Genomic DNA, 15,174 nt, shown 5'->3' on the forward strand with positions numbered 1-15,174 from the left:
ATCACGATCGGCGGGAACGGCATCGGCGTCGTCGGTGACGGCACCAGCACCGGCACCGGGACGACCGGCACCGGCTCGGGTTCGGGTTCGACCCCGGTCGCGGGTGGCACGACGTCGGGTGACGGCGGCGTGGGCTCCGGGACGCAGGTCGCCCCGGTCGTCTCGATCCCGGTGACCGTCGGCGGGAACGGCATCGGCATCGTCGGAGACGGCACCAGCACCGGCACCGGCACGACCGGCACCGGCTCGGGTTCGACCCCGGTCGCGGGTGGCACGACCTCCGGTGACGGCGGTCTGCTCGGCGGGACGCAGGTGATCCCCGTGATCAGCGTGCCGATCACCGTCGGCGGGAACGGCATCGGCATCGTCGGTGACGGCACCAGCACCACGACTCCGAGCACGAACCCGGGGACGGACCCCGGTACCGACCCCGGTACGGACCCGGGCACCGACCCCGGTACGGACCCCGGTACCGACCCCGGTACCGACCCCGGTACGGACCCGGGCGCTGACCCCGGTACGAACCCGGGAACCGAACCCGGTACGGACCCGGGGACCGACCCCGGCACGGACCCGGGCGTGACGCCCGGTGACACGACGGGCGGGACGACCCCCGGCACCTCGGTGCCGGAGGCGACCACCGTCCCGGTCGCGAGCACGGAGGTCACCGCGGCCGGCGCGGTCACGGCGACCAGCGCCTCCCGGTCGACCGTGGCGTCCTCGACGGGGACGACCGCCGCTGCTGCGCCGGCGGCGCAGCCGGAGCTCGCGTACACCGGAGCCGGCTCGCAGACGGTCCCGGCGGGCATCGCGTTCCTGCTCCTGCTCCTCGGAGCCGGCGTGCTCGTGCTCCGCAGGCGCACCGCCTGACACCAGGGAGTCGGAGGGGCGTCGTCCGCGGCGCCCCTCCGACCCGTGTCCGCGAACCGGATGCCGCTGTGGAGCGCCTGGAGCATCCCTGGGAGCAATCAGTGCCCAACCTGTGCGCAGTGGAAGCGCTTCCGAGGCTGTGCGGCAGCGGTGCGGGGCCACGATGAACCCGTGCTCCACGAACTCCTCCGCGTCCCGATCACCGGCAGCCGCCTGCTCGTCCCGGTGTACGTCCTCGCAGCCCTCCTCGCCGGGTGGGTCCTGGTCGGTCCGGTGCACGAGCGGCACCGGCTGCGTCGTGCCGCGGTCCGGGTCGGGGGAGCGGCGGTCGGAGCGGCGATCGGCCTCGTCGCCGTGTGGTGGACCGGCGACGTGCAGGACGACTTCGGCGTGCAGTTCACCCCGGTCACCCGGATGTGGGTGGCGTTCGCGTTCGCGGGTGTGGCGCTCCTGCTCGTCGTGGCGGTGCAGGGCGGGTGGCTCGCACGGGTCCTCGCCGTCGCCGCTGCCGGTGCGCTCGTGCTGTCGGCGGGCCTCGGCGTCAACGTGGACTTCGGGTTCTACAAGAACATCGAGCAGGCCGTCGCGACCAACCCCTACCGGAGCCGGGACCTGCCGCCGCTGTCGGACCCGGGGTCGCACCTCGAGGTCGACGCGGCGGACTGGCACGCGCCGGCGGGCATGCCGTCGAAGGGCGAGACCATCAGCGTGACGATCCCGGGGACGGTGTCGCACTTCCGGGCGCGCAAGGCAGTGGTCTGGCTCCCGCCGGCCGCACAGGTGGCCCACCCGCCGCGGCTGCCCGTCCTCGTCGCGCTCTCCGGGCAGCCCGGGCAACCGGCCGACATGTTCCAGACCGGCGACCTCGGCAGCTTCCTCGACCGCTACGCAGCCGCGCACCACGGCCTCGCCCCGATCGTCGTGTCGCCGGACCAGCTCGCGGCGCCGAACCGGAACCCGATGTGCGTGGACTCGCGGCGCCTCGGCAGGAGCGCCACCTACGTCATGACGGACACGGTGCACTGGATCGAGCGGCACCTGCCGGTCGCCAGCGGAGCAGGAGCCTGGGGCATCCTCGGGTTCTCGCAGGGCGCGACGTGCACGATGCAGTTCTCCACCGAGCACCCCGACGTCTTCGGTGCCGCCCTGGCGATCTCGAGCGAGCTCGCCCCGGTGACCGGTGACGCGCAGCGGAGCACCGCGCTGGCGTTCGGTGGTTCGGCTGCCGCCTACCGTGCCGCGGCGCCCGTCGCGATCATGGCGGCGCACGGGCCGTACCACGACCACCTCACCGTCTTCGGCTACGGTCAGGACGACGCCCCCTACCGGGCGTCGACCGAGACCCTGCACGCCGCAGCGGTCCGTGCGGGCATGCAGACGCAGGTCATCGTGTCGCCCGGTTCGGCGCACGACTGGAACACCGTGCGGTACGTGCTGGCCCACGGACTGCCGGTCGTCCTGGCACACCTCGGTCTCCCGCAGGAGGACGGTGCGCTGTGAGCAGGACCACGTCAGGAGCGGCCGCCCTCGGGTCGCGGATCGTCAGGTCGACCCGGCGGCACCCGGTCACGGCGGTCGTCGTCGTCCTCGTGCTCCTCACCTCGATCGCGGGCCTCGTCGTCCGCGTCGTCGGGCACACCGGCTCCCTGGACACCGTGCACTTCGGACCCTTCCGGGTCTTCGCCGTCACCACCGGGGCGCTGGCGCTCGTCCTCACCCTCGCCGGTGTCGTGGCGCTCGTCGGGGCGTCGGAGCGACTGATGGGCAGCAGGCGGACGGCCCTCGCGTTCGTCGTGACCACCGTCGTCGGCACGGGGCTCGGCGCCCTCACCGCCCTCGTCGACCAGGACGGCCGCGCGGCCGGCGCGCTGCTGCTCGGACGCGCGACGAGCTTCGACCCGTGGACGGCCATCGTCGGGACGATCGTCACCGCGAGCGCGTTCGCCGGCCCGCTGTGGCGCCGACGGATCCGGGTCAACGTCGTCGCCGTCGTCGCCGCGCTGCTGCTGTACGCCGGACACGCCTCGGACCTCTACGCATCGCTCGCGGCGGCGGCCGGGTGGCTGCTCGGCGACCTGCTCCGCCGGGGCCCCGCCCGGATCGGCTGGACCAGGAGCTCGCACCGCGAGACCCGGGTCCTGCTCGGCACCGTGGTCCTCGTGTCGGCCGTGGGTCCGGTCATCGCGCTCCTCTCCCGCGCCCGCGTCGGGCTCCTGGCCCCGCTCGCGGCCGTCGTCGGCACCGGGCCGGTCACCCCCGTCCACGGCTGCCACGCGGACAGCGCGTCGGGCGAGTGCCTGCGGGGGCTGCTGGCGTACCGGGCCACCGACCCGTGGACGCTCGTGCTCGCGGTCGCACCGCTCCTCGTGCTCCTCGTCGCCGGCCTCGGGCTGTTCCGGGGGAGTCGCTTCGCGGTCTGGCTCGCCGTGGTCGTCGACGTCGTGCTCGCCGTCGCGGCCGCCGTGACCTACGGGCTCCTGCCCGCCGGGGCGGCGGAGCTGCACGGGGCCGAGAACCGGTTCGTGGTCACCGTCTCGGTGACCGCCTCCGTCGTCGTGCCGCTCGCCACCGCGCTCGTGCTCGTGCTGCTCCGCCGTTCGTTCACGGTGCTGCCCGCACGGCGACGCGTCGTGACCTTCGCCGTGGTCGTCCTCGTCGCACTCGGCGTGGTGACGACCGTCGTGCTCGTCACCGCGGCGTCCACGCGCGAGACGGTCGCGGACCCGCTGCGGCTCGTCGTCGCGGCGCTCGGCCCGCTGTCGCCCGTGGTGTTCTGGGACCGGCTGGCGTCCCTCGACCCGGCGCTGCGCTTCGTGCTCGGCGCCGCTGGCCCGGTGCTCTGGCTGGTCGTGGCCGGTGCCGCCGTCCGTCCCACGGGCGCCGTCGAGCCGGACGCCGACGTCGACGGACTCCGCGAGAGCCGACTCCGCGCCCGCACGCTGCTCGAGGCCGCCGGCGGCGACACCTTCGGGTGGATGACCACCTGGCAGGCTAACGCGTACTGGTTCAGCGAGGACGGCCGCGCCGGTGTCGCGTTCCGCCGCAACGGGCGGGTCGCGGTGACGGTCGGCGGTCCCTTCGGGTGGCCGGACGCCCGCGACGCGGCGATGGTCGCGTTCGCGCGGTGGTGTGACGACAACGGCTGGACCGCCGTCTTCTACGGCATCGGGACCGAGGCCGCCGGGACCCTCACCGCGCAGGGGTGGGAGACGCTGCCGGTCGCGGAGGACGCCGACCTCGACCCCCGCACGTGGACCACGAGCGGCAAGAAGAAGCAGGACGTCCGCACCGCCGTGAACAAGGCGGACCGCGAGGGCATCACCGCCCTGTGGTCCTCGTGGCAGGACCTGCCCCCGGCGACGGTCCGGCAGATCGAGGCGATCTCCGAGGAGTGGGTCTCGGAGCGCGAGCTGCCCGAGATGGGCTTCACGCTCGGTGGCGTCGACGAGATGCGGGACCCGGCGGTGCGCACGCTCGTCGCGCTCGACCCCGAGGGCACCGTCCTCGCCGTCACGAGCTGGCTGCCGAGCCACCGGGCCGGCAGGGTCGTGGGGTGGACGCTCGACGTGATGCGGCGCACGGGCGCGGCCCCGAACGGGGTGATGGAGTTCCTCGTCGCGAGTGCGGCGCAGCGGATGCGCGAGGACGGCGTCGAGCGGCTCAGCCTGTCCGCCGCACCGCTTGCGCAGTCCGCGGAGGGTGCCCCCACGGGCGAGGGTGTGCAGGACCTGCTCGACCTGGTGGGCGGCGTGCTCGAACCGGTCTACGGGTTCCGCTCGCTGCTGCGCTTCAAGGCGAAGTTCGGGCCGGAGTTGCACCCGCTGGTGCTCGCCTACCCGGACCCGGTGGCGCTCCCGGCGATCGGTGTCGCCGTCGTGCGGGCCTACCTGCCGGACCTGTCCCTGCGGCAGGCGGTGGCGCTGGTCCGCGGGCGGAGCTGAGACCGGTCCGGCCGTGTCGGACCGACGCCAGCGTCCCGCACGCACCACGGGACGGACGGGAGGCCCGTGGCGGCGCCGCCCCGCGCCTCCCGTCCGTCCCGTGCCCGGCAGGCATCTCCGCGTCACACGGGGCAACGGCCCCGGACGGGCGCCCGGTGTGTGGGGTATCATTTCAGTCACGCAAGCGCTCCGGGGTCGGTGCAATTCCGAACCGGTGGTGACAGTCCACGAGCTGACGCAGGGTGCGAACCCCGCCGATGTTGACCCGGCGGAACTCCGGGACCGACGGTGAGAGTCCGGACGGGAGGAAGCGCAGGCGGACAGGACGTGCCCTCGTACCCGGGGTGCCACGACCCGTCCGTCCATGCCGACGATCGTCGAGCACCCCCGGAGTCCCGTTGAGAGGACACCAGTGTTCACCGGCATCATCGAGGAACTCGGCACCGTCACCGCCGTCGAGCAGCACGGCGACTCCGTCGCGCTCACCGTCCGCGGCCCGAAGGTCGTCGCCGACGCGCGGCACGGCGACTCCATCGCCACGAGCGGCGTCTGCCTGACCGTGGTCGAGCAGACGGACGAGACCTTCACCGCCTTCGTCATGAAGCAGACGCTCGACATGAGCGCGCACGGCGCGCTCGACGTGGGTGATCGACTCAACCTGGAGCGAGCGGCCTCGGTCGGCGACCGACTGGGCGGCCACATCGTCCAGGGGCACGTCGACGGCACCGCCACGGTGCTCGAGACCGCCGACGGTGACGGCTGGCGGCGCGTCCGGTTCTCGCTCGCCCCCGACCTCAGCCCGCTCGTCGTCGACAAGGGGTCGGTCGCGATCGACGGCGTCTCGCTCACGGTCAGCGCCGTCTCCGCCGAGGACGTCCCGCCGACCGATGCCTGGTTCGAGGTCAGCCTCATCCCGGAGACACTCGAGGCCACGACGCTCGGTACCCGGGTGCCCGGCGACCGGGTCAACATCGAGACCGACGTCCTCGCGCGACACGTCCGCCGCATGCTCCGGCTCGACGCCGCCACGGCTCTCGTCCCGGAGGCACGGTGAGCGCCGTCGACGCCCCGCACGCCGAGCAGGCGGTCGGGCCGCACCTGTCGAGCATCGCCGACGCGGTCGCGGCGATCGCCGCCGGGCGTCCGGTGATCGTGGCCGACGACGAGCACCGTGAGAACGAGGGCGACGTGATCCTCGCCGCCGAGACGGCCTCGCCGGAGTGGATCGCGTGGACGGTCGCGCACTCGTCGGGCTTCATCTGCGCCCCGGTCAGCGCCGAGATCGCCGATGCGCTCGACCTGCCCCCGATGGTCGCGCACAACGAGGACGTCCGCGGCACCGCGTACACGGTGACGGTCGACGCTGCGGTCGGTGTGACGACCGGCATCAGCGCGCACGACCGGGCACGGACGCTGCGGGTGCTCGCCGACCCGACCTCGGTCCGGGACGACCTGCACCGCCCGGGACACGTCGTCCCACTGCGGGCCCGACCCGGCGGCGTCCGTGAACGCGCCGGGCACACCGAAGCCGCGATCGAACTGGTCACCGCAGCCGGGCTCCGGCCCGCGGCGGCGATCTGCGAGATCGTCGGCGAGGACGGCGAGATGATGCGTCTGCCGGGCCTCGTCGAACTCGGGGCGCGCGAGGGCGTGCCCGTCATCACCATCGCCGCACTCGTCGAGTGGCTCGAGGCGGCAGACCGGGCGGCGGCGGAGTCCGCACCCCAGGAGGGAACGACACGATGAGCGGAGCAGGAGCGGCGGAGCGCGACCACGTCGACGGGACGGGCGTCCGGGTGGCGATCGTGACCGGGCAGTGGCACGAGACGATCGCCGGGGGCCTCCTCGCCGGAGCCCAGCGGGAGGTGCAGCGCCTCGGCGCGACCGCACAGGTCGTCCCGGTGCCGGGGAGCTTCGAGCTGCCGGTCGTCGCGAAGGCGGCGCTCGAGAGCGGGTTCGACGCGGTCGTCGCCCTCGGGGTGATCATCCGCGGGGGCACCCCGCACTTCGAGTACGTGTCGAGTGCGGCGACGGACGGTCTGACGAGCGTCGCGCTGCAGACCGGCAAGCCCGTCGGCTTCGGCGTGCTGACGCTGGACGACGAGCAGCAGGGCATCGACCGCGCCGGTCTGCCCGGGTCGAAGGAGGACAAGGGCGCCGAGGCCGCGCACGCGGCGATCGCCACGGCCCTCTCGTTGCGGAGCCTGCGCCAGATGGCCTGACCCGCGACGAGGAGCGGCCGAGCGGGCACGAGCCCTGCGGGGCGTCAGGGTCACCTCCTCGCGCCCACCGCGCAACGGGAAGCACCTCGCGCCACGCAGTTGCGTGGCGCGAGGTGCTTCCCGTTGTGCTGGATCAGTTGCAACCACGACGTGCTCGTGCCCGTCCGACCGCCCGTCCGACCGTCGTCCAGACCGCCCGTCCGTCCGCCACGGCGCCCGCACGGACGACGACGGCCCCGCACCCTCCGGAGAGGTGCGGGGCCGTCGCGGTACGGCTGTGGTTACTTCTTGCCGAAGACGTGGATCGGCAGGAAGAACGAGAGGCTCATGAGGACGAGGCCGCCCATGAAGACGAAGGCCTGCCCCGACTGCACCTGGAACGCGAACCCGAACAGGTACATCGACACCAGCAGCAGCAGGATCGAGAAGAAAGCGGCGATGACGCGGCCCACGGTGGTACCTCCGGTTCGAGCGGGTGGATCGGGACCAGTCTATCCCCAGGAAGGAGCGGACCGGTTCACGGACGTCCGGGAGACGCCGACGTCAGGCTGCCGGCCGGGTCGCGATGAGCCGGTCGACGACCGCGAGCAGGGCGTCCATGTCGACGGTGCCGCGGTTCGGGCGGACGTCGGTCGCGATCGCGGCGCCGAGGGACGCCTGGTGGTAGAGCCCGTCGCCGAGCAACTTGACCGCCTGCGCCGTGGGGACGTCCCCGAGCGCATCGACCAGGGTCTCCAGCCACGCGTTCTCGGTCTCGTCGAGGGTGCGCCCGGCCTCCTCGTACCCGGCCTGCTGCAGCCGGCTGGCCGCGAGCAGGGCGAGGTCGAGTTCGCTGCCCACGAAGAGGCAGTTGCGCACGAAGTAGCGCGCAGCGCCGTCCTCGGCGTCGCGCATGCGGTCGACGTCGATGGCGGACAGGTCGGACAGGCGCTCGCACAGCCCCTCGACCAGCGCTGCCTTCGACCCGAAGTGGTAGAGCAGCCCGCCCTTCGAGACACCGGCCCGCGCGGCGACGGCGTCGAGGGTCGCCGGACGCTCGCCCTCCTCGCACACGATGGCGACGAAGCTGTCCAGGACACGGTCTCGGGCACTTGCCATGCGGACGAGTCTAGGGAACCGTCCGGACCGTGACGACCGCCGGGTTCCGTGAACGTTCACGAACGGGTTGTCCCGCAGCATCTGCGCGGCTAGCGTCGCCGTGACCGTGAAGGTTCACGACACGAACAGGATCCGCATGTCAGCGCAGACCGCGACCCCCTCCAGCACGCCCGCCGACGGCCCCGGGACGGACGGCTCGGCGACCCCGGCCCCGACCAGAGCGGGCTGGGCCGTCCTCGGTCCGGGTGGCATCGCCCGCCGCTTCCTCTCCCAGCTGCCCGCGAGCACCGGTACCCTCGTGGCCGCCGGCAGCTCCTCGACCGACCGGGCGCAGGCGTTCGCGGACGAGGCGGCCGACCACGGCTTCACCGACGTCCGAGCGGGGGAGTACGACGCCGTGCTCGCCGACACCGCCGTGGACGCGGTGTACGTCTCGACCGTGCACACCGGCCACGCCGACCTGGTGCTCCGCGCCCTCGACGCCGGCAAGGCCGTGCTCTGCGAGAAGCCCCTCGCCCCGAACCACGGCACGGCGATGGCCCTGGCCGACGCCGCCCGCCAGGCCGGACTGCCGCTGGTCGAGGCGTACATGTACCGCTTCCACCCGCAGACCGTCGCACTGCTCGACCTCGTGCGCGAGGGCGTCGTGGGTGACGTCGTGCACGTCGACGCGTCCTTCGCGTTCCGCAGCGGGGAGCGCACCGGTCGGCTGTTCGACGTCGCCACGGCCGGCGGCGGGATCCTCGACGTCGGCGGGTACCCGGTGACCATGGCCGCCGCGGTCGTGCAGGCCGCCACGGGCGTCGCTGTCGCCGAGCCCGTCGAGCTGACCGCCACCGGCACCCTCGGGCCGACCGGCGTCGACGAGTGGACGGTCGCGCACCTGACCTACCGCGACGGCACCACCGCCAGCGTCCGCACCGGCGTCCGCGTGCAGGACGAGAACGCCGTCACGGTGCACGGCTCGCGCGGCCGCATCGTGCTGACCGACCCGTGGACGCTCTCCGCCGACCCGACGATCACCGTCCACACGGTCGACGAGGAGCCCCACACGCTGTCCTTCGCCGGTGCGCAGCCCTACGCGCTCGAGGCCGACGCGACCACGGCGGCGCTGGCGTCAGGCGCGGTCGAGGCGGCGCAGATGACCCTGGACGAGAGCCTCGCCACCGCCCGCACGCTCGACCGCTGGCGCGCCGCGATCGGCCTGCGCTACCCGTTCGAGGCCGAGACCGCCGACGTCCCGACGGTGAGCGGCCGTCCGCTGCGCGTCCGCGACGACGCCCCGATGCGCTACGGCGAGGTCCCCGGCGTCGGCAAGCGCATGTCCCGCCTGGTGATGGGTGTCGACAACCAGCCCGACCTCGCCCACGCGAGCGCGATCTTCGACATGTTCGTCGAGCAGGGCGGCAACGTCTTCGACACCGGCTACGTCTACGGCGGCGGGGTGCTCGAGGGTCGGCTCGGCCAGTGGATCCAGAACCGCGGGATCCGCGACGACGTCGTGGTCATCACGAAGGGTGCGCACACGCCGTACTGCGACCCGGAGTCGTTGACCCGGCAGCTGCTGGAGAGCCTGGAGCGCCAGGGCACCGACCACGCGGACATCTACATGATGCACCGCGACAACCCGGACGTGCCGGTGGGGGAGTTCGTCGACGTCCTCGACGAGCACCGTCGCGCCGGCCGGATCCGCGTCTTCGGCGGATCGAACTGGACGCCGGCGCGCTTCGACGAGGCGAACGCCTACGCGGCGGCGAACGGGAAGCACGGCTTCGAGGTCCTCAGCAACCACTTCGGCCTGGCCGAGGCGTACGACGTGCCGTGGGACGGCTGCGAGCACGCCACGGACCCGGCGTCGAAGCGCTGGCTCGAGGAGCGCCAGGTGCCGCTGCTGCCGTGGTCGTCGCAGGCCCGCGGGTTCTTCACCGGCCGCGCAGCCCCGGACGACACGAGCGACGCCGAACTGGTGCGCTGCTACTACTCGGACGACAACTTCGAGCGGCTCCGTCGCGCCCGTGAGCTCGGCGAGCAGTACGGCGTGCCGGCGACGGCGATCGCCCTGGCGTACGTGCTGCACCAGCCGTTCCCGACGTTCCCGCTGTTCGGGCCGCGCACGATCGCCGAGGCCCGCTCGTCGATGACGGGGCTGTCGGTCGAGCTCAGCGCGGAGCAGGTCGCGTGGCTGGACCTGCGCGCCTGAGCCGCACCGTCGGCCGGACCCCGGCGCGCGCCACGATCCACGACGTCGCGGCCGCGGCCGGGGTCTCGCGCCAGACGGTCACCCGCGCGGTGAACGGCCTGTACGGCATCAGCCCGGCGACGAAGGAGCGCGTGCTCGCGGCGGCGGCGGCGCTCGACTACCGCCCGTCGCGCTTCGGCCGTGGGCTCGTCACGGGTGGCGACCGGCAGCTCGGTCTCGTCGTCGACGACCTGCGGAACCCGTACTCGCCGGAGCTCGCGGCGGCGGTGCTCCGGCTCGCGGCGGGTCGTGGATGGGACGTCATGCTGGCCGACGCGGGGCTCGCGGGCGACTCGGACCGCGCGGTCCAGGCGCTCGGGGTCCAGACGGACGTGGTGCTCGGCTACCTCGGTGCCCGGGCGCCCGAGCTCATCGAGCGCCTGGGCACCGTCCCCGTGGTGGAGCTCGACCCTGCCGGCGAGGTCCTCCGCGGTGCCGTCCGCATCGACCCCGCCGAGGCGGTCGAGGACCTCGCCGACCACCTCGTGCACACGGGAGTCCGGCACCCGGTGATCGTCGATGCGTCGGACACCGGCCGTCCGAGCGGTCGTGGCCGGCTCATGCTCGACGCCCTCCGGCGCCGTGGGTACCTGCCCGAGATCGCGATCGCCGACGCCCCGACCTCGGAGCTGGGCGCGGCGATGACGACCAGGGCGCTCGAGCGCTTCCGTCGCGTCGACGCGGTGCTGGCCTTCAACGACCTCATGGCGCTCGGGGTCCTGGGTGCCTGCCGCCGGGCCGGGGTGGACGTGCCGGGCGACGTGCGGGTGGTCGGGGTCGACGGCCTGGCGATCGGCACGCTCGTCGCGCCGACCCTCACGACGCTCGCGGTCGACCTCGACGCGGTCGCGCGCGAGGCCCTCGACCTCGCCATCGGCATGCTCGCCGGTGACCTGCCGCGCTCCGGCGCGGCGGTGCAGCGCACCGTCCGCCACCGGTTGCTGGTGCGCGAGTCCGCCTGAGTGCCCACGGCCGCCGACGGGAGCGGAAGGCGGACGGGAAGCTCGTGGCGGTCCGGCCACGGGCCTCCCGTCCGCCCGTTGGTTGCACTTGCAACCACAACCGTCCAGACGGTACACTCATGGAGTCCTGACGGGGCGCGTGACGACTTCCGCGTCCCGTCTCGTCTGCCCCACCGAAAGTGTCCGCCGTCGACCTGGTCCGGCTCGTTCCCCAGGGAGTCACCGTGTCCACTCTGCTCACCAGCCCCGTCGCCACCGCCGTCACCGGCAGCCGCGCCCGACGGTTCGCGGCGCTCGCCGTCCTGATGCTGCCGGTGCTGCTCATCTCCGTCGACAACACCGTGCTGAGCTTCGCGCTGCCGACCATCGCGCGCGCCCTCGACCCGAGCGCGACGACCCAGCTCTGGATCGTCGACGCCTACCCCCTCGTGCTCGCCGGCCTGCTCGTCGTGATGGGCAGCATCGGCGACCGCATCGGGCGACGCCGGATCCTCGTGATCGGCGCGACCGGATTCGCACTGCTGTCCGTCGCGGCGGCCTTCGCGACCGAGGCCTGGATGCTCGTCGCAGCCCGCGCCGTCATGGGGGTCTTCGGTGCGATGCTCATGCCGGCGACGCTCTCCATCATCCGCAACGTCTTCGTCGACGCCGGGGAACGGCGGATGGCGCTCGCCGTCTGGTCGACGATGTTCGCGGCCGGCAACGCACTCGGTCCGCTCGTCGGCGGCGTCCTGCTCGCGCACTTCCACTGGGGTGCGGTGTTCCTCGTCGCGGTGCCGATCCTCGTCGTCATGCTCGTCGCGGTGCCGTTCACCGTGCCGGAGTCGCGCGACCCGCAGCCCGGCCCCGTCGACGTCCCGAGCATGCTCCTGTCGCTCGGCGCCCTCGCCCCGACCGCCTGGGCGATCAAGTCGGTCGTGCACCCCGAGGAGCGCGGGTTCGCGATCGCGCTGCTCGCCGTCGGCGTGCTCTGCGGGATCGCCTTCGTCCGCCGCCAGCTCCGCTCCCGCGCGCCCATGCTCGACCTGCGGTTGTTCCGCAGCACCGCGTTCACGGGCAGCGTGCTCATGAACATGGCCGCGATGTTCTCGCTCACCGGCTTCCTGTTCTTCATCGCGCAGCACCTGCAGCTCGTCGCCGGGCTCGACCCCTTCGCGTCCGGTCTGGTGCTCGTGCCCGGTTCGGTGCTCACCATCGTCGCCGGACTCGTCGTCGTGCCGATCGTCGCGCGGGTGGCACCCCGCTGGGTCGTGGCCGTCTCCCTGACGTTCTCGGCCGCCGCGTACGCGATGGTCTCGGTCCTCGGACACCACGCGTCGATCGTCGCGCTGGCGTTCGCCTTCGTGCTGCTCGGCATCGGCATCGGGGCGTCCGAGACCGTCACGAACGACCTCATCATCTCGACGGCCCCCGCGGACAAGGCCGGTGCCGCGTCGGCCATGTCCGAGACCGCGTACGAGATCGGCGCGGTGCTCGGCACGGCCGTGCTCGGGACGATCCTCGCGACCGCGTACCGGTCGCACGTCGTGGTGCCGGACGCCCTCGCCGGCTCGGCCCGGACGGCGGCGCAGGAGACCCTCGGCGGTGCCGTGTCGGCCGCCGCCGACCTCGGAGGCTCGGCCGGTCAGGCGCTGCTCGAGAGCGCTCGTGCGGCGTTCGACTCCGGTGTGACGATCACCGGCGCCGTGGCGGCGGTGCTCATGCTCGTCGCCGCGGCGGCCTCCGTGGTCATGCTCAAGCGCGACTGAGCCGGGTCGTCCGGCGCGCCCGGGATCGGACGAAGCTGGGAATCGTTGACCGGAACCCCGGTCGAGGTCCTACGTTGGGAGGTGGCCGCGCAGCCGCGGCCGATCCCACCCGGAGGAACACCACGACTGCCATGCCCGACGAAGCCCCGGCCACGACCGCCGACGCGTACAAGGCCGCCTTCCGCGGACACCCCGCCGGTGTCGCGGTCATCACCGCCGAGGGGCCGGACGGTCCCACGGGCCTGACCGCCTCCAGCGTCGCGAGCGTCGCGGTCGACCCACCCGTGCTCGTCTTCTCGCTGTCGACCAAGTCCGGCTCGGCCGGCGTCGTGCTCGGTGCGGACGTCTTCGTCGTGCACCTCGTGGACTCGCTCAGCGTGGGCCTCGCCAAGCGGTTCGCCGCGACCGGCAGCCCCGCAGCGGACGACCCGATGTGGGGCACGTTGCCGACCGGGGACCGGTACCTGCCCGCCGCCGCGACGGCGCTGCGGTGCCGACCGCGATCGACGACCGAGATCGGCTCGTCCACCGTCGTCGTCGCCGAGGTGCTCGACATCGTGGTGGGTCAGGCGCACGGTGAGCCGCTCGTCTACCACAACCGGGAGTTCCACTCCCTCTCCGAACGTTCCCGGCTCTCCTGAGCCGCGGAGCCCGCTCCACCAACCCCAGATCGAAAGGACCTCGAATGGCCGAGTACACCCTGCCCGAGCTGCCGTACGACTACGCCGCCCTCGAGCCGCACATCAGCGGCAAGATCATGCAGCTGCACCACGACAAGCACCACCAGGCCTACGTGACCGGTGCGAACACCGCGCTGCAGCAGCTCGGCGAGGCGCGCGAGTCCGGCAACTTCGGTGCGATCAACAAGCTCGAGAAGGACCTCGCGTTCCACCTCGGCGGCCACGTCAACCACTCGATCTTCTGGACCAACCTCGGTCCCGACACGAAGGTCCCGGAGGGCGAGCTCGCCGCCGCCATCGACGAGTTCTTCGGCTCGTTCGAGCAGTTCCAGGCGCAGTTCGCCGCCGTCGCCAACGGCATCCAGGGCTCCGGCTGGTCGGTGCTCGCGTGGGACCAGGTCGGTCAGAAGCTCGTGACCTTCCAGCTCTTCGACCAGCAGGCCAACGTGCCGCTGGGCGTCGTGCCGATCTTCATGCTCGACATGTGGGAGCACGCCTTCTACCTCGACTACCTCAACGTCAAGGCCGACTACGTCAAGGCCGTGTGGAACATCGTCGACTGGGAGAACGTCGCGGCCCGCTTCGCGAACGCCAAGTCGCAGTCGTTCGTCACCCTGTGACGCGGCTGCCGGTCACGTGCTGACCGGCTGACGGACGGGAGGCGCGGTGCCGGCTGGCACCGCGCCTCCCGTCCGTCTGTCGGTGCCGATCCGTCCGACGGTGCCGATCCGTCCGACGGTGCCGGTCGGTCCGACGGCGCCGGTCCGTCCGACGGTGCCGGTCCGTCCGACGGTGCCGCTCGATCCGACGGTGCCGGTCCGTCCGTCGTGCCGTGTGGCCGTCAGGCGGCCGCCAGGCGGACGGACGACGCGAGCTCCTCGGCGATCGCCCGCAGCGCGCCGTCCACGTCCGAGCGGTCGGGGTCGACGAGTGCGCTCCACTGGGCACCGCGTGCCGCAGCGACCACCGCCCGGGCAGTCCGCTCGGCGTCCGTCCCGCACCGGCCGTGCGCACGGCACCAGGCCGCGAGCTCGTCGACCCGTCGTCGGTGGAGCCGCTGCTGGCGGTCACGGCCGTCGAGGCCCTCGACGCAGCCGAGCTCGAACGTCAGACGGGCTGCGAGTCGCCGCTCCGGGGTGTCGAGCCCGCCGAAGACGGCGAGCAGGTGGTCGGTGAGCGCGCACGGCTCGGCGGCGGGGTCGAGCGCCCGGTCCTGGTCGACGGACAGGTGGTCGACCACGGCGTCGATCAGGGACTCCCGCGAACCGAAGTGGTACACGATCGGGTACGCGCTCGTGCCGAGCACCCGGCCGAGGCTGCGGACGGAGGCGTCCTCGAGCTTGGTGTCCTGCAGGTGCCGGGCGACCTTCGCGACGATCGCGGGCTTCAGGGTCGGGTCGGGTCTCCTGGGCAT

General features: G+C 73.2%; 13 protein-coding genes, 1 pseudogene and 1 riboswitch. Of the genes and pseudogenes, 11 read left to right on the forward strand and 3 right to left on the reverse strand.

Annotation, left to right across the window (positions count from 1 at the left end; translation table 11 throughout):
* The 6 genes and pseudogenes from ACIQFY_RS06620 to ribH form a co-directional block, all read left to right on the forward strand.
* Positions 1 to 870, forward strand: an 870-nt coding sequence (locus tag ACIQFY_RS06620; RefSeq protein WP_400338921.1) for an LPXTG cell wall anchor domain-containing protein, incomplete at its 5' end; no start/stop codon positions are given.
* A gap of 171 nt (positions 871 to 1,041) precedes the next feature.
* Complete coding sequence (locus ACIQFY_RS06625; RefSeq protein WP_326495419.1) at positions 1,042 to 2,370, forward strand: alpha/beta hydrolase-fold protein; 1,329 nt, start codon at positions 1,042 to 1,044, stop codon at positions 2,368 to 2,370.
* Positions 2,367 to 4,811: a bifunctional lysylphosphatidylglycerol flippase/synthetase MprF gene (locus ACIQFY_RS06630; RefSeq protein WP_400338924.1), complete on the forward strand. Its 2,445-nt coding sequence runs from the start codon at positions 2,367 to 2,369 to the stop codon at positions 4,809 to 4,811. Before ACIQFY_RS06625 ends, ACIQFY_RS06630 begins: the two co-directional genes overlap by 4 nt.
* A 182-nt stretch (positions 4,812 to 4,993) precedes the next feature.
* Positions 4,994 to 5,127, forward strand: a riboswitch (FMN riboswitch).
* A gap of 96 nt (positions 5,128 to 5,223) precedes the next feature.
* Positions 5,224 to 5,865 (forward strand): riboflavin synthase, encoded by a 642-nt coding sequence (locus tag ACIQFY_RS06635; RefSeq protein WP_209685029.1) that lies wholly within the window; start codon positions 5,224 to 5,226, stop codon positions 5,863 to 5,865.
* Positions 5,866 to 5,909: 44 nt separating this feature from the next.
* A pseudogene (gene ribB / locus ACIQFY_RS06640) lies at positions 5,910 to 6,533 on the forward strand (3,4-dihydroxy-2-butanone-4-phosphate synthase); the annotation flags it as partial.
* A gap of 20 nt (positions 6,534 to 6,553) precedes the next feature.
* Positions 6,554 to 7,033, forward strand: coding sequence for a 6,7-dimethyl-8-ribityllumazine synthase (ribH, locus tag ACIQFY_RS06645; RefSeq protein WP_066655326.1), 480 nt, complete (start codon positions 6,554 to 6,556; stop codon positions 7,031 to 7,033).
* 281 nt (positions 7,034 to 7,314) lie between these two features.
* Here ribH and ACIQFY_RS06650 read toward each other — a convergent pair whose 3' ends face one another.
* Together ACIQFY_RS06650 and ACIQFY_RS06655 are read right to left on the reverse strand one after the other, a co-directional pair.
* The gene (locus tag ACIQFY_RS06650; protein WP_153257430.1) at positions 7,315 to 7,485 is read right to left on the reverse strand and encodes a hypothetical protein; all 171 of its coding nucleotides are present in this window, start codon (positions 7,483 to 7,485) and stop codon (positions 7,315 to 7,317) included.
* A gap of 91 nt (positions 7,486 to 7,576) precedes the next feature.
* Positions 7,577 to 8,131 (reverse strand): TetR/AcrR family transcriptional regulator, encoded by a 555-nt coding sequence (locus ACIQFY_RS06655; RefSeq protein WP_066655324.1) that lies wholly within the window; start codon positions 8,129 to 8,131, stop codon positions 7,577 to 7,579.
* Positions 8,132 to 8,267: 136 nt separating this feature from the next.
* On the opposite strand from ACIQFY_RS06655, the gene ACIQFY_RS06660 reads away from it, so the two are divergent.
* The 5 genes from ACIQFY_RS06660 (at position 8,268) to ACIQFY_RS06680 (ending at position 14,380) form a co-directional block, all read left to right on the forward strand.
* The gene (locus ACIQFY_RS06660; protein WP_400338927.1) at positions 8,268 to 10,331 is read left to right on the forward strand and encodes an aldo/keto reductase; all 2,064 of its coding nucleotides are present in this window, start codon (positions 8,268 to 8,270) and stop codon (positions 10,329 to 10,331) included.
* Positions 10,310 to 11,332 (forward strand): LacI family DNA-binding transcriptional regulator, encoded by a 1,023-nt coding sequence (locus ACIQFY_RS06665; protein WP_251159594.1) that lies wholly within the window; start codon positions 10,310 to 10,312, stop codon positions 11,330 to 11,332. Before ACIQFY_RS06660 ends, ACIQFY_RS06665 begins: the two co-directional genes overlap by 22 nt.
* 224 nt (positions 11,333 to 11,556) lie before the next feature.
* Complete coding sequence (locus tag ACIQFY_RS06670; protein WP_400338929.1) at positions 11,557 to 13,080, forward strand: MFS transporter; 1,524 nt, start codon at positions 11,557 to 11,559, stop codon at positions 13,078 to 13,080.
* A gap of 131 nt (positions 13,081 to 13,211) precedes the next feature.
* On the forward strand, positions 13,212 to 13,721 hold the full coding sequence (locus tag ACIQFY_RS06675) for a flavin reductase family protein (RefSeq protein ID WP_066655321.1): 510 nt from the start codon (positions 13,212 to 13,214) through the stop codon (positions 13,719 to 13,721).
* 44 nt (positions 13,722 to 13,765) lie between these two features.
* Complete coding sequence (locus ACIQFY_RS06680; RefSeq protein ID WP_065960721.1) at positions 13,766 to 14,380, forward strand: superoxide dismutase; 615 nt, start codon at positions 13,766 to 13,768, stop codon at positions 14,378 to 14,380.
* Between the two features lie 221 nt (positions 14,381 to 14,601).
* Here ACIQFY_RS06680 and ACIQFY_RS06685 read toward each other — a convergent pair whose 3' ends face one another.
* The gene (locus ACIQFY_RS06685; RefSeq protein WP_144411343.1) at positions 14,602 to 15,174 is read right to left on the reverse strand and encodes a TetR/AcrR family transcriptional regulator; all 573 of its coding nucleotides are present in this window, start codon (positions 15,172 to 15,174) and stop codon (positions 14,602 to 14,604) included.

This window comes from Curtobacterium sp. NPDC092190, from assembly GCF_044755625.1.
GTDB lineage: Bacteria > Actinomycetota > Actinomycetes > Actinomycetales > Microbacteriaceae > Curtobacterium.

Coding starts and splice junctions, on each gene's coding strand:
- ribH (WP_066655326.1), top strand. CDS start 6,554: ATGAGCGGAGCAGGAGCGGCGGAGCGCGACCACGTCGACGGGACGGGC.
- ACIQFY_RS06655 (WP_066655324.1), bottom strand. CDS start 8,131: ATGGCAAGTGCCCGAGACCGTGTCCTGGACAGCTTCGTCGCCATCGTG.
- ACIQFY_RS06660 (WP_400338927.1), top strand. CDS start 8,268: ATGTCAGCGCAGACCGCGACCCCCTCCAGCACGCCCGCCGACGGCCCC.
- ACIQFY_RS06675 (WP_066655321.1), top strand. CDS start 13,212: ATGCCCGACGAAGCCCCGGCCACGACCGCCGACGCGTACAAGGCCGCC.
- ACIQFY_RS06680 (WP_065960721.1), top strand. CDS start 13,766: ATGGCCGAGTACACCCTGCCCGAGCTGCCGTACGACTACGCCGCCCTC.
- ACIQFY_RS06685 (WP_144411343.1), bottom strand. CDS start 15,174: ATGCCCAGGAGACCCGACCCGACCCTGAAGCCCGCGATCGTCGCGAAG.